At 38.5% G+C, this 21,847-nt stretch carries 11 protein-coding genes and 1 pseudogene; 4 read left to right on the top strand and 8 right to left on the bottom strand.

The window, feature by feature from the left end; translation table 11 throughout:
- Positions 1–134: 134 nt before the first annotated feature.
- The 6 genes from IQ274_RS29170 to IQ274_RS29145 all read right to left on the bottom strand — a co-directional run bounded on the left by IQ274_RS29170 (position 135) and on the right by IQ274_RS29145 (position 8,812).
- The gene (locus IQ274_RS29170) at positions 135–1,328 is read right to left on the bottom strand and encodes a glycosyltransferase family 4 protein (protein WP_194144309.1); all 1,194 of its coding nucleotides are present in this window, start codon (positions 1,326–1,328) and stop codon (positions 135–137) included.
- 162 nt (positions 1,329–1,490) lie between these two features.
- Positions 1,491–2,537, bottom strand: a complete 1,047-nt coding sequence (locus IQ274_RS29165) for a glycosyltransferase family 4 protein (RefSeq protein ID WP_228058430.1) — start codon at positions 2,535–2,537, stop codon at positions 1,491–1,493.
- 365 nt (positions 2,538–2,902) lie between these two features.
- Positions 2,903–4,138 (bottom strand): O-antigen ligase family protein, encoded by a 1,236-nt coding sequence (locus IQ274_RS29160; RefSeq protein WP_194144307.1) that lies wholly within the window; start codon positions 4,136–4,138, stop codon positions 2,903–2,905.
- Positions 4,139–4,286: 148 nt separating this feature from the next.
- Positions 4,287–5,384, bottom strand: a complete 1,098-nt coding sequence (locus IQ274_RS29155; RefSeq protein ID WP_194144306.1) for a glycosyltransferase family 4 protein — start codon at positions 5,382–5,384, stop codon at positions 4,287–4,289.
- Between the two features lie 66 nt (positions 5,385–5,450).
- Positions 5,451–6,884: an oligosaccharide flippase family protein gene (locus IQ274_RS29150; protein WP_194144305.1), complete on the bottom strand. Its 1,434-nt coding sequence runs from the start codon at positions 6,882–6,884 to the stop codon at positions 5,451–5,453.
- 485 nt (positions 6,885–7,369) lie between these two features.
- Positions 7,370–8,812 carry a sugar transferase gene (locus IQ274_RS29145; RefSeq protein ID WP_194144304.1) on the bottom strand — a complete coding sequence of 481 codons (1,443 nt, stop codon included), beginning with the start codon at positions 8,810–8,812 and terminating at the stop codon, positions 7,370–7,372.
- Between the two features lie 1,697 nt (positions 8,813–10,509).
- Here IQ274_RS29145 and IQ274_RS29140 point away from each other — a divergent pair.
- Together IQ274_RS29140 and IQ274_RS29135 are read left to right on the top strand one after the other, a co-directional pair.
- A complete protein-coding gene (locus IQ274_RS29140; protein WP_175586989.1) occupies positions 10,510–13,128 on the top strand; it encodes a non-ribosomal peptide synthetase in 2,619 nt (872 codons plus the stop codon).
- 510 nt (positions 13,129–13,638) lie between these two features.
- Positions 13,639–14,820 carry an aldo/keto reductase gene (locus IQ274_RS29135; protein WP_194144303.1) on the top strand — a complete coding sequence of 394 codons (1,182 nt, stop codon included), beginning with the start codon at positions 13,639–13,641 and terminating at the stop codon, positions 14,818–14,820.
- 87 nt (positions 14,821–14,907) lie between these two features.
- Here the strand turns inward: IQ274_RS29135 and IQ274_RS29130 are convergent, their stop codons facing one another.
- Positions 14,908–16,236: a hemolysin family protein gene (locus IQ274_RS29130; RefSeq protein WP_163938720.1), complete on the bottom strand. Its 1,329-nt coding sequence runs from the start codon at positions 16,234–16,236 to the stop codon at positions 14,908–14,910.
- Positions 16,237–16,476: 240 nt separating this feature from the next.
- Between IQ274_RS29130 and mfd the strand changes: the two genes are divergently transcribed.
- Positions 16,477–20,031: a transcription-repair coupling factor gene (gene mfd / locus IQ274_RS29125; RefSeq protein WP_194144302.1), complete on the top strand. Its 3,555-nt coding sequence runs from the start codon at positions 16,477–16,479 to the stop codon at positions 20,029–20,031.
- A 222-nt stretch (positions 20,032–20,253) separates the two neighbouring features.
- Entirely contained in the window at positions 20,254–20,826 is a 573-nt protein-coding gene (locus IQ274_RS29120; protein ID WP_194144301.1) for a hypothetical protein, read from the top strand.
- Between the two features lie 205 nt (positions 20,827–21,031).
- Here the strand turns inward: IQ274_RS29120 and IQ274_RS29115 are convergent.
- Positions 21,032–21,847: pseudogene (locus IQ274_RS29115) on the bottom strand (transposase); the annotation flags it as partial.

The raw sequence follows: 21,847 nt of genomic DNA, 5'->3' as shown, positions 1-21,847 counted from the left end.
GTAAGAAACTAAAAAAGACTTAGAGAATTCACAAACCACTGCAACTGACAAGAATGATGCGATTTGACAATATGACAATAGTATAGACTATCTAAGTTATAAATTTAGTTCCCATTGTCGCACAATAATGCCAACTAGCTTTGCCAAATCTTATCATAAGCCTCTAACAATTTCGGAGCTTGATATTGCCATTCAAGAATCTTCTCCATTCTCAGTCGTCCCTCAGCTCCTATCTTTTCTCTTAGTTCATGAGAATCTAGAAGCTCTAGAATTTTCTCAGCAAATTCAACCTCATCATTAGGCTTGGCATAAAGAGATGCTTCCTGTGCAGAACGTCTTCCCTCTCGCAAATCAAACTGGACAATTGCTTTTCCCATCGCCATGTATTCGAGGATTTTATTCATGGTGCAGTTTTCGTTATAAGCAGATGTTGGGGAGGGTTCTACACAAACGTCACAACTGGAAAGCCTTTCTAAAAGTTCCTCCCCTTGCTTAAAACCTGTAAATTCTACAAACTCACTCACTCCTAACTCTCTGGATAAAACTTTAAGTTTTTCGGCTGCTGGTCCACTACCAATCAACATAAAGTGAATATCTTGGCGATTTTTTTTCTGGGTAATATAATATACTATTCTCAGAAGATAATCAATTCCCTCTGGTTCACCCATGACACCCATATATCCTATCAAGTGCTTCTTACCTCTACGATAATTCTGATTTGGGGGCATTCGGTGAAAACGGGAAAGGTCGGGCGCACTACGAACTACAAAGACCTTCTCCGGTTTCTTGTGCCCACGGGTAAGAGCTACCTCTCGGTGCGACTCGTTCGTTGAAATTACTATGTCTGCTGTGGCATAGGTCAAGCGTTCAGCCCAGCATAATCCATGATAAAAAATATCTCGCCGTTGATACTTAGCTTCATACATCTCCGGACTGAGGTCATGATGATCAAAGATAACCCAGATGCGATGAAATAATTTAAACCATCCTGCTACTAAAAAAAGTAAATCCGGCGGATTACAAATATGGATAACATCAAAACCCCGCTCTCGCCATACCCGTTGAGCTAGACGGAATTGCCAATTAATCGCCCAACTATACTCTCGAAGATAGCCAAGAACAGAACTTTCTTCTGGTGGTAGAGGATGACGGTAAATGTGAATTTTCTCAATAATCTCGTAAGATTTCTCAAACCCATTACCTGTTGGTGAAATTACGCTAACTTCATACCCAGCTTTTTGCAAAGTAGTTGCTTCCATCCATACCCGCCGATCAAAGGGAACTGGCAGATTTTCAACGATAATTAGTACTTTTTTAGGTAATGCCATAATAATCTCAACTCTTAATCAGTTTAGTAAAACACTGACTTGTCAATTCTAAAATCTGCCTTTTTTGGGTAAATTTTAGTCATACCTGGTGAAACTGGGCTGAATAAACTGCAGGTCTGCATTTTTATAGTTTTCTGTTTTGCAGTTGCTAGATTTATCATTTCAACTTAACACTGAACGATATAAATCAAGAAAAGAAATCCAGTGATTTTTGATATCAAGATGAAAAACACTTTTTCTCGCTTTAGATCCTAGAGAGAGCCTCAAATCCTCATTTTCAATCAAAGACCTAATAGCATCTGATAACTGCTCAACACTTCCTGGATTAACAATTAATCCATTTTCAGATTGAGTAACTATCTCAGGTATGCCTCCTACTGGTGTAACTATGACTGGTAACTCCCAAGCCATTGCTTCCAGCATTGCTAGTGGGAGACCTTCGTTATAAGAGGGCAACACAAAAACATCTGCCTTACTTAAAAGAATATCACGTTCATCTGACCCTATCCAGCCAGGCAATTGTATATAGTTTTGTAGATTTAAAGTCGTAATTAAATTGCTTGCCTCTTCTATGTCTCCATCTCCTGCCATAATCAAACTTGATCTGGTTTTATATTCAGTAGGCAAAAAAGAAAAAGCTTTGATCAAATCAAATGCTCCTTTCCGTTGACCAATTCGTCCTAAAAAAAGTAAGTTAACTTTTGCAGAAACTGAACGGTGTGGAACTTCAGGAGGAAATTTTACTGGATTGTAAAAAACTACAACTTGTTCAGGTTTAAGACCAAGATTTTCTATATAGAAACTTTTCCAACTTTCCGATAATACAATTAAGCGTTGACATTTACAAAATATCCAACTTAGCAATTTCTGTATCCAGTTAGCAAGTCCAGCATAGAAAAGATGAAATTGACTACCATGAGCGTGTAGAATTATCGGTTTGTTAAATAGCCAAGCTAAAAGTGTCATAATTGCTTGCCGTAAAACACTGCCGCGTTGTGAAATTTCAAGTTGAACAATATCAACTTCTTCTGCTCTTAATATCCATATAAATTTCCATATAGCTTTCAAAAACACCATTGTTTTCAGTGCTATTGATCCGTCCTCATGAGTGATAATATGATATATTTGAATTTCAGAAGGAGCATATTCTAAAAAAAGCTTCTCATAACCGGAAATCCCACCCTGCTGGAGTAAACTAGGACCTAACATGATAATCTTGAGAGTATTAGTTCGGGACATAGGCTGTACTTTTGAAATAAGTTGGTATATCTTTGATTAATATATCACCGAAATAATCACAGTTTATTGTTTGATTTTCTCTGAGTCAAATCGATGCGTAACTTACTTCAACATATTAGTACATCTGTAAGTAGAGTATCTACGCCTAAAATATTGTCAATAAAAGTACGATTATTTTTTGGTTAATTTGAGGTAAAAATATCTTGGTTTATAGCTTTATTAATTTAACTCTATCTGTACATACATTTTTGTAAAACTTACAAAAATATTTTGTTTGAGTTAAAATTTATTAATCAAGAAATTTATATTTAAATCACTCCATCTTCTCTACAACTTTATATTGATTCTAGTTTTAGAGATTCGCGTGCGTAGTAAAGTTGACTTGATAATATCGCTGCTACATAAAGTACCCATTCCATACTATTTTGAACTAGCAATGTACTTTCAGTTAGATTTGAAAGAATCATAAATGTAAGATAAACTAAGAGCCATATACTTTCGGATGTTTGATTCCGCCGGATTAAATATATCGCTTTAAATAAATTAATAACAAACCCAATTATAAAAACCAAGAATCCTAATAGACCCAATGATAGCCAAAGATCCAGAAATCCATTATGAGCATTAGGAGCGTCCCATTGTACCGTTTGTAAAACAATAGAAGATTCACTACTCTTCTCCCAGAATACTCCATAGCCATATCCTAACCATGGTTTTTTTCCAATCATCTCCAATACAACAGGCCATAATTCTGCGCGTCCGGTGAGTGTTGCGTCTTTACCTACTAAGCCTAAAATCGAATCACCTTGTGAGATGAACCAGTAATAAAAAGCTATACTCAATGTTGATATAAACGTCAGAACAGGTATAAATACTTTGTATTCTAAATGTAAAATTCGACAATACACAATAAAAGCTACTGTGATGATTATAAAATTCAATAGTGATGTTGCTGATTGGGATAATAATATAAGTACTCCAGAAGTAATATAGCCAAGCCATAAAACCAAACGATTTTCTTTACTAGTAATGGCAAGGAATAAAAATATTGCTGCACTAAGTACAAATCTCTTGCCCAGTACATTCTTGGTTGGGAATATTCCTCTCCAACTATTAAATGCAGGATCGATTCCAATTTGTGGTAAAAATATAACAAATAATAAACACATTACTATTGAGACGGCAAGCATATATGCACATAGCTTTAGCTGCTGTTTTAAGGTGTAGCGTGAAGCTAAATAAAGTCCAAAGATAGTTGTTCCTGACAAACCAATGACGCGACGCACGGTAATGTCTGGATCTAAAGACCAAAAAATAGAAAGTGCAGAAACTCCAATCAGCAACCAAATAAACTTATCTTTGCTAAAAGCATAAGTAACTTTCTTCCAACGTAGAGCAATCAATGAAAGGCTGACTATATATGTAAGAGTATAAAGTAATCGAAATATAATTCTATCTCCTTCTTTTACAGTAAAGCCATCAGTCAAAAAACCATCTAGTGGGGTTCCTGAATATAGCATCAAGGAAGTAAATGTAAATATTTGTTCAGCAGAAATTAAAAATTTCCTCATTTTTTATAATTATGTATGCATAGAGAAAATATATTAAGCAAGTTAGAGATTAGTAGTTGCTAGTTTCAGTTTAGTTGGGCAAATACTTTGTTTGTGAGATGAGTCATTATTATGTTTGTTAAATGCCAATTTAGTGAGTAGAATTTTACTAATTTATTGTTTTCATGGCTTTTTGATAAACCTCCACAGTTTGAGCAGCGATATTTGACCAATTTAAATCTTGCTGGCAACGAGCTAGTGCCGCAGTTCGCATTTTTTGTTGTAAGTCGCGATCGCTTAACAAACAAACGATGGCATCAGATAGGGCTTGAGCATCACGTGGTGGAACTAATAAACCATCCTTTTTATGCTGAACTATCTCACTCAATCCCCCTATATCAGAAGCTACAACCAGCGTTCCCATTCCATAAGATAAAGCTGCTACACCACTTTGAGACGCTTCAATGTATGGTAGAACTGTTAGTGTGCTACGTTGAAATAGATTACCTACTTCTTCAAGAGAGATTAGTCTATTGATAATCTCGTAGCGGTTCTCATCATAACCGTTAGGGAAATACTGGTTGATATTTTCTCCCCTTCCAGCAATAATCAGCTTGACTTGAGGTACACGTTCAGCAATTAAGGGCATAGCCTCAAGCAAATATTTCAATCCTTTATAGGGCCAGATGCGTCCAAAAAATAGCAATGTATTTGGATCGCGAGGCTGATTATTGCGATCGCCCCGGCGCTGATACAGACTGCCAAGTTCACCATGTGGTATGACATTGACTCGCCCTTCAGGTAAATTAAATTGTTCAATTAGAATCTTTTTGAGTTGATCAGTATGAACAATCAATTGTTGGGAACGATAGAAGGCAATACGCCGAGTATACTCTGAACCAAATACAGCCACCTTATCTCCTGGGTGACGAAATACATCGTGGATGGTTGTTACTAGTGTTGGCATCCTGTTGAGTAACAACGTCCAATCATACCAAGGATCGTTAGTTTCTTGCACATGTAAAACATCTGGCTGTATATCTTTGATAATACGCATCATAGCGTTCATAGACAACACATTACGCGGGTCGCGAATCCGTGGTTTGTTAAAGGTAATGACACGGATACTGGGATCAAACGCATCACGGCATACATCTGAGAGCTTTTTTGGGTGAATTACCGTTAAATCAACATATTTAGCCAGACTATTTGCTAATTCAATGGTGTAGTCTTCAAAGCCAAAATGTAATAGGGCAACTTTAATCATAATTTAAATTATATTCTTACTTATAAAACTTTGGATTGTTTGTCTGTATAATTTTAGATTGAACAATTAATGTTCTCTTAAAAGTTTCATCCATAAAAAACGAAACCCGCCAAACGCACGAATACCTAAATAAATCACAAATAAACCATAGGTACAAGTTGCAATAAGTAAAGTGAATACAAAGTCTAGGTTAATTTTTTGCAATAATATAAATATGGGTAACATTAAAACACTTATTATCAATGGTCGGCGCATAATTCGCCATAAATTTAATGAAAACAAGCGAGTATAGGTGAAATAAATATACTGGCTAAAACCCAGAATCGTCATTAACAATACCATTAAAGCTGCACCTAGTAACTGATATCGGGAAACTAATACTACACCTCCCAAGCTTCCGAATATAGTAGTAATCACCACTTCACGTAGGTTAACTATTTCAAAACCATTGGCTACCAGTAGATATGAAAGTGAGCGGATGAAGGGCAAAAAAACCAGTGATATAGCACTTAGGCGAAGGGCTAGATTTGCTTGAGCAAAGCTAGAATCATACACAAAAATTAGTAAATCTTTGCCAAAAAATAACAATCCCAAAAATAAGGGCAATGCCATAATTAGTAGGATTTCAATAATAGTTTCTGCGGTCTGCTTCTGTTTTTCCCTTCCTTGGTCTACTGCCTTTGAAAATCTTGGAAACATTGCTAAAATCATACTGTTAGCAATAATCGAAAAGGGTTGTAGTAATTGTGCTATTCCACCAAATAGACCTACTAAAAACTCATTTCCTAACAATGAAAGAATCAAAATTTGAATTCGGCCAGTGACTACAGCTATTGCTTCAATAGCAAAAAATGTACGCGCACTTTTGATTGTATTAAGTACAAATTTTCCATCAATCTGCCATTGGATTTTGACTAATCGTCTGATAAAAATCCATTCAATTATTAGAATTACTGTTTCTGAAAAAAATAGAATCGCTCCCAAATATCCAATTCCGTATTTTAGTTGCATCGCCCAAATCATTATTATTAGGCGTATTACATACACTGGAACTGTAGCTATGGCAATAAGATGCATCTTCTCTTGAGCTTGAAAAACTGCCTCCGTTATGTTGGAAAGTGCAAAGGGAATGATTGTTAAACCCATTATGTAGCAAAGAGTAGAGGTTGTGGAACTATAGGGAAGTAAAAAGACTACAATCACTAATGCCCCATAACTGAAGAAACTAAATATTAACTGCAACCAGGTACCACTCATTAAGTAAACTGGTGTTTTTTCTGGCTCACGTGCTAGTTCTCTAGTGAACAATGTCTTTAGCCCCTGTGAAGCAATGCCCACAAAGATAAAATAGTAGCTATAGGCTAGTAGATACTGCCCTAAAGCCTCAGCTCCTAAAGTTCGAGCAATAGCAGCGGTTAATACAAAGGCGGTAATGCTCTGTGCTAACCGATTGACTATCATTGATAAAGAATTACTTATAAATTTGTACTTTTCTGCCATTCTTAAAATTATTAATTCAGCTTAATTCGTTTTAAATCACTAAATACCCATGTATTTCATAAACTGATCTTTTTGGATATGTATGGATATATCTTCAGAAGTTTTTATACTTGATTCCATGCATAAATATTTGTACTTTCAGACTTTGTACAAAATTAGAAAAAGCTCACTTAAAATTAGAAAAAGCTCACTTTAATCCGCAAGAAATTGCACTGCAAGTTGCAATAATCATATCAACACGTAACCATTATAGTTCTTACTGTCTTTTCTAATTTTGTTTTTTGTTTGACCTTAGCTCAACCTTATCCAAAATTAGTAACCAGGTTTTCTTGATCCGGCAAAAAACCTAGTTTCGTAGCAAAAACTTTTTCCATGTTAATGATTATCGTTGAATTTGATTAAAATAAAACTGCCGGATCACTAAGGTTTAACGATGAATATTGGTGCCTTCAAGAAAAATTGAGAAAGTAGAGCAAATTTAAAGCTTAGTAGGCACCTTCTTTTTTCAAAACCACCATAACTGTTTTGAGCAAAATTTCAAAGTCCAACCCAAGAGACCAATTTTCAATGTAGTTCAGATCAAGATTTATCACTTGTTCAAAATCTACAATGTCTGAGCGACCTGAGACTTGCCAAAGACCTGTAATACCAGGTAAAACTTCATGTCGAATAAAATGATGTTCAGAAAACTTGTCTACATCTCTAGTAGGTAACGGACGGGGACCTACTATACTCATTTCTCCAAAGATAACGTTAAAAAGTTGAGGTAATTCGTCTAAACTATAACGCCGAAGAAATTTTCCAACGCGAGTAATACGAGGGTCATCTTTAATTTTAAAGATAATCCCATCTTTCGTTTCATTTAAAGCTTCTAATTCTTTCTGTAACTTTTCGGCATCAGACCTCATAGTTCTGAATTTCCATACTTTGAATTGTTGCCCATGTAGACCTATACGCGTTTGCCTGTAAAATACTGTTCCAGGAGAGTCCAGTTTTATAGCTACAGCTATAGCTATATAAATCGGAAATGATAACATTACAAATAAAGTTGCAAAACAGAAATCACAAGTACGTTTTATCCAAAAATCCTTACCTGTAATTATCGGACAATCCAAACTCAGACAAGGCATTCCCCCTATTTTATTAAATTCTATGTTTTTATAAATTGGTTTTAATTCCATCGGTAAAATATGTACTTGAATACCAGATGCTTGAAATAACCAGCATAAAAACATTCTATTTTTTAGAGCATCCCAAGATATAAAAACTTCTGTTACACCTAATTCATTAAGTTGATTCAATGTTTTTTGACGCTGATATCTGTCTAATGAATTAGCATGAGCAGTTCCAGATACAATATAGTGTTTTTCTTTTTTAATAAAGCTAGCAATCTGCTCATGGTCTTGAGGATCACAAATAATGAAGACAGAAGAACGAACTATTTTTTTCTGCTTACGGAGATATTCCAAAGTAACATTTACACCGTATCTCCCAGTACAAATAAATAATATACTTAGAAGCCAAGATAACAATATTAATTTTGGGCGTGTAATATCAACAACAGGTTGATACAAAAAACAAGCAAATATTATTAGTCCATGAGCAAAAGTTAGCGATTTAATAATGTTCAAATAGTCATAGCGTTTTTGACCTTCTCTATAAATACCTTCTATAGCTAGCGATCCTATTTGAATACCAATAGTTATTAAAATCGGTAAGTAATGACTAGGGAGATCCCAAGAAAAATTACCATAAAAAGATTTGTATCCAGCAAAAACCCAAGCTAAGGATAAAAGGGTATAATCTACCAGAAACAATGTTATTAATCTCAACCACCATGAACCTTTGCGTACCCTTACAGATGAAGATGCACGTAAATCCAAAGGTACTTCACTGAATTTATTTGTTGTAATGCTTTGATTACTCATACTGAGGAACACTTGGTATATTTAAAATTTGATGGAATTTGATCAAAACTTAATATTTAAGACAAGTGAGATATCCCACATTTTTATTTCAAAGAAACCTCTTCTTTGCAGTCTAAATATTATTAACTATTTTGTTCGGAGTAACTTGAATTTCTCTATCAAAAGCATATTCCAGGATCGGTTTGAGGAAATTTACTACCCAGATATTTAGCTTTTGTTGCAGGTCAAGATTCAGTTTAGTCTGGATATTTTGAGCTTTGAGCGCAAGAAAATGATTTTTTGGTAAGTTAACTTCTTATAGTTTAATAAAATTCCTGACATTGACATTAATAATTAAATAGGTCAGGTAAAAATATTAGACTTTTGAAAGGGCGTAACAGTTGAACTGAGTGATTACAGTTCCATTGCAGAGTTTTACTTCTATGAGACAATTATGTTCATTCGGGAAATACTGTAGCATATTTAGCTAGATAAATTTAGCTTTCCTTAGAAGTTCTCTGTTTTTTACGCATAATTACTTAATTAATAAGACTTACACACATAACATATAACGAAACGCATCAAAAGTTTGGATAATGTTACAAAAGTTTACAAAAATTATTTCGTGCTTGAACTTGTGTCAAGTCTCATGGTTATCTTGAGAGAATTTTGTAACAGATTAACAACAATAAATTCTAATAAATGAACAAAATCTATCTGTGAGTCTTGTTATATCTGCATTTATAGATAATTTCACCTTCTAAGCCTTTTTTCCTACATTATCTTTATGCCAATGATATGTTTTTATGGAGACCTGATTTGAGAATGGTAGCATCAAGTAAAAAATATTACGCCACTTTGTATGAAGGAAATCGCTAAAATAGCTTAAAACACGTACTTTTAATCTCCTTATGTTCTTACATTTCAACTCGGATTGCTATAGTCCTGAGTCACCAGTTACTCTCTGATGTGTTTTTAGTATATGCAACTCATGACCCCTACTTAATTATTTAAACAAATCATAATCATGGCTTCACACTATTTTTACATATAAATAAACATAGTGAAGATTCGATAATAATTATCTTTTACTCTAACAAATTTCTATAAAAAAAGATAAGGTTTTATCAGTATTAATTTCCATAATTTTATATCTTGTAAAGAAAAAAATTTTAATTTGTTAACTAAAAGGAAAGGTGTAAAAAGTGCCGATCTATTGCTATACCTAGAAAATGAATAATAATACTTTTACTTTAATTTGTATTTATAAAGTTACCGCTTTAAATTAAATATTTGTTAAAAATGGAGATTATTATATTAAATATAAATCGATTATCTACAGATTTAAATACAAATTTTATTTGAAAATTTATATGATTTGCCTGTGTACGAAAACCTAGAAACTGTTTGCCCAGCGTCTCACATCTGAAGCTAAGCTAGGTTGTGTTTATACAACTTCGGGCTTCTATGCTGAGATACTTAATGTATAGCCTCGCATAGGATTTGATATAAACGCATATACAATAAAGAATAAATAAATTAAAATAATGGCATCTCCTTGTGGAGTTGGTACATAAAAAATGCAGATAAATAGGCAAATTTCAGAATATAAGCAAAATATTCCCTTAAACACCTTAACTAATATCCTCGATACTCAAGTTATACAGGAATCGAATGATACTGAACTAGATCATCATCAGGATTTGTGCATCCATCAAATGTTTGAGATGCAAGTTGAGCGATCGCCCCAGTCCATTGCTGTAATATTTGAAAATACGCAACTTACTTATTGGCAGCTAAATCAGCAGGCTAATCAACTAGCACATCACCTACGTGCTTTAGGCGTTGGTCCTGAAGTACTTGTAGGCATTTGTCTAGAGCGCTCCTTGGAGATGATAGTAGGACTACTGGGAATTCTCAAAGCTGGAGGTGCTTACGTGCCTTTAGATCCGGCATATCCCTCAGAGCGTTTAGCCTTCATATTGGAAGACACTCAGACACCAGTATTGTTAACCCAAGAAAAATTGCTCAAGAACTTGCCACCACATCAAGCACAGGTACTTTGTCTCGATTCAAATTGGCAAGGAAATATTCAAAACAGTCAAGAAAATCCTGTAAATGAAACGACAGATGATAATCTTATCTACGTAATTTACACATCTGGCTCTACAGGACAGCCCAAGGGTGTTATGATCCCTCACCGTGGTATCCGCAACCAACTCTACTGGCGGCAAACCACCTTTAGATTAACTCAGGCAGATAAGGTTTTACTGACTATTTCTTTTAGCTTCGATCCCTCAGTGTGGCAGATATTCTGGCCATTGTGCTTCGGGGGGCAATTGATCGTGGCTCGCCCTGGTGGACATCAAGACACTGCATACCTTGTGAAGGTTATTACTGAGCAGCAAATCACTGTCTTGGCCTTAGTACCTTCCATACTGCGTGTCTTACTAGAAGAAAAGGGAATTGAGAATTGCTCATTTCTGAGGCATATTACCTGTGGTGGTGAAGCTTTACCTAGCGAACTCATAGAACGCTTTTTTGCAAAACTGGATTTGGACAATGTTCTCCATAATTGCTATGGCCCGACAGAAGCCTCTATTGATACCACTTTCTGGACTTGTCAGCGCGGCACTAATTCTACCATTGCTCCTATAGGTCGCCCCGTGGCCAATGCAGAGATTCACATCCTTGATGAAAATTTGCAGCCTGTGCCTGTTGGTGAATCAGGTGAACTGCACATTGGTGGTATTGGTTTGGCACGAGGCTATCTTAACCGTCCAGAATTGACCATAGATAAGTTTATTTTCAATCCTTTTAGCTCTGAAACTGGGGCACGTCTTTACAAAACTGGGGACTTGGCACGTTACTTAAGCGATGGAAATATCGAGTTTATTGGTCGCATTGACTACCAAGTAAAGATTCGTGGCTTCCGAATTGAATTGGGAGAAATTGAAGCCATATTAGACCAACATCCTGCACTGACACAGACTCTAGTCATTGCTAGAGAGGATATTAATGGTGACAAACAACTCGTGGCTTATGTTGTTGCCAATGCAGAGCAAATTCCTAGTCGAGTTGAATTACGTCGCTTTTTGCAAAGTCAGCTACCTGAATATATGGTGCCTGCTTACTTTGTATTTTTGGACACCCTACCATTAAACCCTAATGGTAAAATAGACCGCCATGCTTTACCTGCACCCGATTTATCAAGGCAAGCATCGGAAGTTACCTTTGTTGCTCCTCGTAATGAAGTGGAGCGCGAAATAACACAGATTTGGGAACAGATTTTAGGTGTCCAACCTATTGGCGTAAAGGATAACTTCTTTGAGGTAGGAGGAAACTCCATCTTGGCAGTAAAACTATTTTGGCAAATTGAGAAGATATTTAGTAAAAATTTTCCTCTTGCTATTCTCTTTCAGTCTGGGACTGTAGAGGCTTTAGCCAAAATAATCTGTCAAGAAGAAGATTTAGCAATAAACTTGGCTTCAGTAAATACCTTAGACAAATCAAAATCTAGCTGGTCATCCCTGGTAGAAATTCAACCCAATGGTTCCAAGCCACCTTTTTTCTGTATTCACGGACTTGGCGGAGAAGTCTTGTGTTTCCGTGAATTAGTATTGCATTTGGGGTTAGACCAACCATTCTATGGACTACAGCCACAAGGACTAGATGGAAAACAGCCCTTGTATACGCGGGTAGAAGACATGGCAACTCATTACATTCAAGAAATCCAGACCATTCAACCCAATGGGCCTTATTTTCTGGGAGGTTATTCTTTTGGGGGTGTAGTTGCTTTTGAGATGGCTCGGCAACTCCAGCAGCAAGGTCAAGAAGTTGGTATTTTAGTTATGCTTGATAGTTGCCGTCCAGGTTATAGTTGGCGGGCACCATTTCTGAAGCGAGTTTTTTTGCATTTAAATAATATAGCTCAACAAGGACCTGTCTACTTTTGGCAAAGACTTGTGAAATGGATTTATTGGGGTACGCAGCGTCTCCAAAAAACATATCAGCGTTACTTGCAAGGGATAATTGATTTCCCTGCAAATGACAAGCACTTAAAGATAATGGATGCTAACACTCAAGCCATCAGTGAATATATCTTTTCACCTTACCTTGGTCGAGCTGTTCTCTTGCGAGCAGACGATCAGAGTCGGGACGAAGCTATAGGGACACAATACGATCCTCAATTCGGCTGGGGCGACTTAGTTGCTGGAGGATTAGATATCCATTACATTTCTGGATCTCACCATAACCTATTTAATGAACCGCATGTACAGGTGTTAGCCGAAACATTGAGAAATTGCTTAATCCAAGCGCAGTCTCCAAATAATTAATTTGACAACCTACTACCCTTGCAAGAGAAGTCTAGTAATTTTGGATTTTGAATCGGGATCAAATAAAGCATTATAGAATCAAAGAAACAAGTGCTAAAATCGGCTTAAATCTTCGACTTATACAGCAAATTTAACGTTTGTAAGAGACAAAAATACTCCACTGCCGCGATCGCTCACCTTCACGCCACTTGCTTCTTGGCAATTGAGAACTGCTATATCTAGATTATGGGAGTCTCAACCCAGTACTGCTGGGTAATTTTGTCATTTCTTAGTCTAAACACAAATTGGGAGAATAACGGAAAAATCACTTGCTAGTGGTAACTAGGATGAGATAATTATTCTGTGGAACGGGAATACTGGTCGCAGTCCAATAGCCAAAAGACCTGACCAATTTAATATGCGATGAATCTTGCTAGTGCCACTGATTGAACAGAGGTATTTATTGTGGCACTGTAGGCTTAGATGACTGTCGTTTTCTATTTATGTTGGTAAACAATCCACAATCTACTGATGCTATATAGACGATTTGGACGCACAGAATTACAGATGCCAGTGTTTTCCTGCGGTGGCATGAGATATCAGTTTAAGTGGCAGGATGTTCCCGATAATGAAATTCCTGCTGATAGTCAGGCGAATCTGGAAGCGACGATTAGAAGGGCAGTCGAGGTTGGGATTAATCATATTGAAACTGCTCGTGGTTATGGCACTTCCGAAATGCAATTGGGAAGAGTTCTACCTCAGCTTCCCCGTGAAAAGCTGATTGTTCAAACCAAAATCAGTCCAAAGGAAGATGCGAAAGAATTCCGCGATACATTTGAACAATCATTGAAAAATCTCCAGCTAGATTATGTCGATCTACTGGGATTGCACGGTATCAACCATACTGAGTCATTAGACTATAGCATCCGTCCCGGTGGTTGCTTGGAAGTAGCACAGCAGTTGCAAGCAGAAGGAAAAGTTAGATTTATTGGTTTTTCCACACACGGAGCAACAGATACAATTGTGCAGACAATTAATACCAATCTATTTGATTACGTGAACCTGCACTGGTACTACATTAATCAATGGAATTGGGCGGCAATTGAAGCGGCTAAACGCCATGATATGGGGGTGTTTATCATTAGTCCATCGAATAAAGGAGGTTTGTTGTATGAACCTCCACAAAAATTAGTGAATCTTTGCGCTCCTTTGAGTCCAATGGTGTTTAATGATTTGTTTTGTTTGAGTCATCAAGAGGTGCATACTCTGAGTGTGGGAGCAGCAAAACCACAAGATTTTGACGAACACCTGAAGACTTTAGAATTAGTAGATCGGGCATCAGAAATTTTGCCGCCCATCTTAGCAAGGTTGGAGTCAGAAGCGATCGCTACTTTGGGAGAAGATTGGGTAAAATCCTGGGAAACAAATCTACCAACTTACGAGCAAACCCCTGGTGAGGTCAATATTCGGGTGATTTTGTGGCTGCGGAATTTAGCGATCGCCTACGATCTGGTAGATTATGCCAAAATGCGCTACAACCTACTTGGTGATGGCGGTCACTGGTTTCCTGGTAATAAAGCAGATCGGCTAGAGGAATTAAACTTGCAGCAATGTCTCGCCCGCACTCCCCATGCCGATAAAATCCCCAAATTTTTGGAGCAAGCGCATCAAATGTTGGCGGGTGAAGCGGTCAAACGTCTATCTAAGACTTGATGAATTGGGAATTGGGAATTGGGCGAGAAATAACTCTTAACTCCTGTACAGACGCGATTAATCGCGTCTCCTAACTCCTCAACATCGCTAGTCAGCTTTTTTTGTATCTGCTAATTTAGTTGCCTTCGGTACCACTAGCACTTTGTCAACGCGGTTCCCATCCATATCCATCACTTCAATTCGCATACTTTGCCATTCAAAATGATCTGCTGCGGCAGGAATACGACCTAAATGGGTGATGACAAAACCGCCCAAGGTTTGATAACTGCCGCGTTCCTCGGATTCCCACTCTTCCATACCAAAAAGTTCTAAAAATTCTTCTACAGGTAACATCCCATCCAAAAGCCAGGAACCATCTTCGCGTTGCACAGCTTGGGGTTGATCCTGTCCATCTGTTGAAGGAACATCACCGACGATTTCGCTCATGATGTCGTTGAGAGTAACTAATCCTTGAATTACGCCGTATTCATCCACTACTAATGCCATGTGAGTAATAGTTTGCTTGAACAATTCCAAAACTTTCAATCCACGGGTACTTTCTGGCACGAATACGGGCTGTCGCAATCCCACTGTTAAGTCCAGCGCTTCTCCTCGGAAACTCCTGGCTAATAAGTCGGTGACAGGGATTACACCCAGCACGTTGTCAAGTCCCGCCTGACAAACTGGATACCGAGAATAGGCACTATCAACCATTTTTTGGCGATTTTCTTCGGCAGTGTCTTCTAAGTCTAACCAGACGATATCAGGACGGGGTGTCATTAAGTAGCTGACGGGGCGATCGCCTAAACGAAAAACTCGCTCTACCATATCCTGTTCGGCTTCCTCAAAAGTTCCCGCCTCAGTGCCTTGCTCAATTAAGATTTTTATTTCTTCTTCGGTGACTTGCGGCTCGGTAGAAGCTGTTATTCCTAGCACTCGTAGGATTAAATCTGTAGAAGCACTTAATAGAAAGACTACTGGAGAACCGATCGCTGCCAAGGCTTGCATCGGAATAGCTACAATCGATGCAATCCTTTCTGGATTATTTAATGCCAGACGCTTTGGTACCAATTCGCCAACAATGAGTGACAAATAGGTAATGATCAAAACGACTATTCCAAAAGATATCGGTTCGCTATAAGGTGCTAACAAAGGCACAAGTTTTACATAGACTGCCAGTCGGTTGGCAATTGTTGCTCCTCCAAAAGCACCAGTCAGGATACCGATTAGCGAAATACCTACTTGAACGGTTGACAGGAAATGATTTGGAGATTCAGCGAGTTTCAATGCTGCCCTTGCTTTGGCATCTCCTTGATTGGCAAGCTGTTGTAGCCTGACTTTCCGGGCTGAGACAATCGCCATCTCAGACATAGAAAACACGCCATTGGCAATAATTAGCACCAAAATGATTAAAATTTCAAAAGTGATGGAGGACATGTTTAAAATTGCCGCTTATCAGAGCGAATGTAGCTCAATACCTAGTATCTAGTATTAAAGGTGCTTCTATAAATGCTTTTACTGTACACAAAGTAATAGTTATAGTTTTTAAGTCTATTAGTTGCTGTGCATTATTCTTCCATCGAAAGAATAAGAAGGCTGTCAACACTTTTAAAATAGTTGACATAAACTGCCTCAAGATTTTCTGACTCACAAAGACTCCCACCGCTAGTTGTACTTATGTCATTTTCTTCTATTGTGCGTGCCTTAGCGCGATCGCCGCTCACCACTGAATTTATTTCTAAGCTAAACCGACAACAAGAATTGCGGTTAAATGGCATTTCTCGATTGCCCAAGGGTTTAGTCGCTTCGGCATTGGCGCAAGCTCAGGGTAAGGATTTATTTGTGGTTTGCGCCACTCTGGAAGAAGCTGGACGTGTTTATGCACAACTGGAGGCAATGGGATGGCAAACAGTACATTTTTACCCCACCTCCGAGGCTTCTCCCTACGAACCTTTTGACCCGGAAACTGAGATGAGTTGGGGACAAATGCAGGTATTGGCGGATTTAAGCATGGGGAATGGGGAATGGGGAATGGGGAATGGGGAAGAAAACCAGATCCCATCCAATTCTCAGTTACCTAAGATGGCTATTGTGGCTACTCAAGGGGCGTTGCAACCCCATTTGCCACCACCAGAGGCTTTTGGGCAATTCTGTCTTACCTTAAAGCGGGGGATGGAATTAGACTTAAATGCCTTCAGTGAGAAAATCACTATTCTGGGGTATGAACGAGTACCTCTGGTGGAAATGGAAGGACAATGGAGCCGACGGGGTGATATTGTTGACGTTTTTCCAGTTTCATCTGAGTTTCCAGTCAGGTTGGAATGGTTTGGTGATGAAATTGAGCAAATGCGGGAATTTGACCCAGCAACCCAACGTTCGGCACTCGATAAAGTTAATCAGTTAATTCTTACCCCCACTAGCTTTGCTCCCATTGTGATGGCGGCACTCAACAAGAGTACTGAGTTGCGAGTGGTGAGTGCTGAGTTAAATCCTGACTCAGAACTTAGCACTGAAAACTCATCATTGTTGGAGGGTAGTCGTCGCTTTTTGGGGTTGGCTTTTGAGCAACCAGCATCTCTGCTAAATTACCTATCAGAAAATACACTGATTGCTATTGATGAGCCAGAACAGTGTCATGCTCATAGTGATCGCTGGGTCGAAAATGCTGAGGAACAATGGAGGATGGGGAATGGGGAATGGGGAATGGGGAATGGGGAAGAGTCTAAGCAGGTACCGAGAATTCATCGGTCTTTTGATGAGTGTTTGGCTGACATTGCCAAATTTAAAACACTATATTTATCGGAACTGTCAGAGGAAAATAGTGGGATCAATCTTTCTAGTCGATCACTTCCAGTCACGCCACACCAGTTTGCTAAACTAGCTGAAACTATCCGTCAAGAACGCGATCGCAATTTCTCAATCTGGTTGCTTTCTGCTCAACCTTCGCGTTCTGTCTCGCTATTGCAAGAACATGATTGTCCAGCTCAGTTTATCCCCAATCCCCGCGACTACCAAGCGATAGATAAGCTGCAAATTAACCATACTCCCATAGCCCTAAAATATTCTGGTCTTGCGGAACTCGAAGGTTTTATTCTGCCGACATACCGAATAGTAATCGTTACAGACCGGGAATTTTTTGGGCAGCATTCCTTGGCGACTCCCGGCTATATCCGCAAGCGCCACAAAGCTACTTCTAAGCAGGTTGATCCCAATAAGCTGCGTCCAGGCGATTATGTAGTTCACAGAAATCATGGTGTTGGTAAATTTGTCAAGCTGGAAAGTTTGACAATTAATAATGAAACCCGTGATTATTTGGTGGTGCAGTATGCTGACGGGTTATTAAGAGTTGCCGCCGATCAAGTGGGTGCTTTATCCCGGTTCCGCGCCGGAGGTGATAAAGCACCGGAACTCAACAGGATGACTGGTAAAGCTTGGGAAAATACCAAGAATAAAGTCCGCAAAGCCATCAGAAAATTGGCGGTGGACTTGTTGAAACTGTATGCAGCGCGATCGCAACAACAAGGTTTTAGCTTTCCCAGTGATATGCCTTGGCAGGAGGAATTGGAAGATTCTTTCCCCTACCAACCCACGACAGATCAACTCAAAGCTGTACAAGATGTGAAACGCGACATGGAAAGCAATCGCCCAATGGATCGCTTAGTTTGTGGCGATGTCGGTTTTGGAAAGACGGAAGTGGCGATTCGTGCTGTTTTTAAAGCAGTCACCGCCGGTAAACAAGTGGCACTCCTTGCGCCAACGACAATTTTAACACAGCAGCATTACCATACACTCAAAGAACGTTTTGCACCTTACCCGGTAAATGTCGGTTTGCTCAACCGTTTTCGTTCGGCTGAAGAGCGCCGCGATATTCAAAAGCGATTGGCAACTGGTGAATTAGATGTAGTTGTTGGTACACAGCAACTTTTGGGTAAAGGCGTGATGTTCCGGGATTTAGGACTGTTGGTGGTGGATGAAGAACAGAGGTTTGGGGTAAACCAGAAAGAAAAAATTAAAAGCCTGAAAACTCAAGTGGACGTGCTTACACTCTCCGCCACTCCCATTCCCCGTACTTTGTATATGTCCTTATCGGGAATTCGGGAAATGAGTTTAATTACTACACCACCCCCAACCAGACGACCGATTAAAACTCATCTATCACCAATAAATTCTGAAAGTATCCGCAGTGCAATTCGTCAAGAATTAGATAGAGGTGGACAGGTTTTTTATGTAGTTCCGCGAGTGGACGGGATTGAAGAAACCACAGCCAATTTACGAGAAGTGATACCGGGAGCTAGATTTGCGATCGCTCACGGTCAAATGGATGAAAGCGAGTTAGAATCAACCATGCTCACTTTCAGTAATGGTGACGCAGACATCCTCGTTTGTACGACAATTATTGAATCTGGCTTAGATATTCCACGAGTCAACACCATTTTAATTGAAGATGCTCACCGCTTTGGATTGGCACAACTGTATCAATTACGCGGTCGTGTAGGACGTGCAGGTATCCAAGCTCATGCTTGGTTATTTTATCCCAAGCAACGGCAATTATCTGATGCAGCACGGCAAAGATTACGAGCAATTCAGGAATTTACACAGTTAGGTTCTGGATATCAGCTAGCGATGCGCGACATGGAAATTAGAGGTGTGGGTAACTTGTTAGGTGCAGAACAATCCGGTCAAATGGATGCCATCGGCTTTGATTTATACATGGAAATGCTGGAAGAAGCAATTCGGGAAATCCGAGGACAAGAAATTCCGAAAGTGGAGGATACCCAGATTGACCTTAACCTGACGGCATTTATCCCAGCAGATTATATTACCGATTTGGATCAAAAGATGAGTGCTTATCGGGCGGTGGCCACAGCTAAATCTAAATCAGAATTAAATCAGATTGCAGCCGAGTGGAGCGATCGCTATGGTAGTTTACCGGTGTCTGCAAATCAACTTTTGCGAGTCATGGAACTCAAACAGCTAGCGAAAAAACTCGGATTTAGCCGAATTAAACCAGAAAACAAGCAGCACGTCGTTTTAGAAACGCCGATGGAGGAACCAGCTTGGAATTTGTTGGCGGCGAATTTACCAGACAATCTCAAGACGCGGTTTGTCTATTCTCCGGGGAAAGTCACAGTGCGCGGATTAGGAGTTTTTAAAGCAGATCAACAATTGCAGAATTTGATTGATGCTTTTGGGAGAATGCAAGGTGCAATTCCAGAGGCGGCTGTTGTTTAATAAGTTTTGCTCAAGTTTCTATCAATTTAGAACCAAACCTACAGAGGATACAGCCCTACACACGTTAATAGCTACCCGACACTGACACGTTTTGAGTAAAAAGCAAAGTGTGTAGGCATAGCCAGTCTTAGACATCGCTGTTATCTGTGTAATTTCGGTGGTGAGTTAGTTTTGTCTGTGAGAGATTAGGCATCTAAGTTTCCATAGCACGGACAACCAACAATGGAAAAAGAAAAATTTCACATTGGCCCAACATACCTTGGTATTGAGGGTATTTTTGATAGCACGGATATCTACGGAAATCAAATTAAGCGTCCTGATTCTTGGGAGGATGAGGGAAAAGTTGTTGTTTGGGGATATCGCATATCTGGTTCAGCAGTTTCTTTTCGTTCTCAGATTGACTACTTTCCAAAAAATCGACTTGAATATGTAGATATATGTCAGTTTGTTTGCGATCGTATGGCAGACTTACTTAATGAATGCATTCAGAGGATCAAACAACATAATAATTTAGAAGATTCATCTGTAGATATAGCAGATTATGGATTTAGAATTTATCATTATTGTGAATATTTTTTGGGGGAAGAAGAAGAGACTCTATCTCTGAAGTTAAACCATCTTTATAAAAGCGGGAAATTAAAGCAGGTAAACCGTAAAGGTGGGCTGTCTGAAAAAGTTGCTCAAATTGGGGAGATTGATTTCTGCCTCAGTTCTGGATCGATAACTTTGATAAGAAAAAAGGATTTGTTAGAGAAGTTGAGCAACACAATCTCAAAACATATCAAGAATATTTAGATTTAAAAAAAGGGAGAATAAATGACTATAATCTGCTAGACATACTTGAACTTTAAAGAGAAGTGTAGGCAGTCAGTTAGAGTAGTCTAACACTCTGTTGCAGTGGAAAATATTAATTTGAATAGCCACAGTTAAGAGCAAATACGTATGCTTATTATCCCTCTTCTGTCACTTTCCGAAATAAGCAAGTAGTAAAGAAGCTAAATCATCCAGAAGCATAATAGGATTTAAATTGATTCATTGCGGCAATTAAATGATTGAATCCTAGTAACAAATCTGAATTAGGAAAAATACTTAACCAGGGATAAATTAACCAAAATAGTAAAATTGGTTGGATAATAAGACGCAGATTATTTAAAGTATTCTTCCATCCAAATTCATGATTCCATTGTGGATGATTAGAAAAATCAACATCATTATTTTCTTGTGCCTCAGCCTCAAGTTGACAAGATTGATTTAGTCTTAAGAAAACAGGAGAATTTAAACTAATCATCGTATAAACATTAAAAATAATCTCCCACCCTTCGGGTTCGCCAGTCGCTCATGGGGGAAACCCCCAAGACCGCGCTGGCTCACCATCTCTCAATATGTTGGAAATTAATGAACCGATAATCTGTCCAGCCTAGTTCCTGTTTACACTGTCGAAACCCATATTCAACCCAGGTTCTTAATCCATAGAGGTCGCCTAAAGTCTTCTTCAAATTTCCTTGAAGATTCGTCATCACAAAGGAGGTAGAATTTTCTGGCATGGTTTCTGGGTCAGTAGTTATTTCCCAGTAAGTTATGGCTCTTTTTTTACCATAAATTATTTCCCTAATATATCTAGTCTCTGATTTTTGATTGCTAAATGTTCTGGAGAATTTACACCACTTGTTAGCTCTAACGCTTTGCCCCGTTGGCAACCAGACTCCATGATTACTTCTGATTGATACCACATAACCTAAGTTATATTCAGCTAGTTTTCTCAGAAATTGGCTACTTTCACCATACAAACTATCAGCCAATACTAATTCAATATTGA

This window comes from Nostoc sp. LEGE 12447, assembly GCF_015206985.1.
Lineage (GTDB): Bacteria > Cyanobacteriota > Cyanobacteriia > Cyanobacteriales > Nostocaceae > Nostoc.
Note: the sequence above shows the minus strand (reverse complement) of the source record. Positions and strands in the feature narration are given on the sequence as shown.